The organism is Mesorhizobium sp. (assembly GCF_024509055.1).
Lineage (GTDB): Bacteria > Pseudomonadota > Alphaproteobacteria > Rhizobiales > Rhizobiaceae > Mesorhizobium.
Window position 1 is genome coordinate 1 of the sequence record NZ_JANINM010000367.1, and the last position, 744, is coordinate 744.

At 59.9% G+C, this 744-nt stretch carries 1 protein-coding gene; it reads right to left on the reverse strand.

Annotation, left to right across the window (positions count from 1 at the left end; translation table 11 throughout):
- A partial coding sequence (locus Q0L57_RS16175; RefSeq protein WP_296744159.1) for an LON peptidase substrate-binding domain-containing protein occupies positions 1-687 on the reverse strand: 687 nt, incomplete at its 3' end.
- Positions 688-744 lie beyond the last annotated feature (57 nt).

The window sequence follows — 744 nt, forward strand, 5'->3', positions numbered from 1 at the left end:
CTCGCGCTGCGTCTTCTCCATCTGGCGCTTGACGCGCGAGCGGATGCGCTTCTCCACCTGGAGTACGGAGATTTCGGCTTCCATGAAGCCCATCGCCTTCTCCAGACGCTCCTTGACGGAAAGCGTGGCGAGCATCTCCTGCTTCTCGGGGATCTTGATGGCGAGATGCGAGGCAACCGTATCGGCGAGCTTGGAGTAGTCGTCGATCTGGCTGGCCGCGCCCACCACTTCGGGCGAGATCTTCTTGTTGAGCTTCACGTAATTTTCGAAGTCGGTGACGACCGAGCGGGCGAGCGCCTCGATCTCGACCTCTTCCTCTTCCGGCTCGGCGAGCGCCGTGGCGCGAGCCTCATGGAAGTCGGCGCGGTCTGTGAACGAGACGATCTTGGCGCGCGAGGCGCCCTCGACCAGCACCTTCACGGTGCCGTCGGGAAGCTTCAAAAGCTGCAGCACATTGGCGAGCGTGCCGATGTCGAAGATCGCATCCGGCTCGGGATCGTCGTCGGCTGCATTCATCTGGGTGGCAAGCAGGATCTGCTTTTCCTGACCCATAACCTCTTCCAGCGCCTTGATCGACTTCTCGCGCCCGACAAAGAGCGGAACGATCATATGCGGGAACACGACGATATCGCGCAGTGGGAGGACTGCGAAAACGCCGTCGCCGGAAGCCTTGGATATCTTGGCCATTGTCCAACCTTTCATGTCGCGGCCGCTTATTTTAGCCAACCGCGAATCTCATATTAA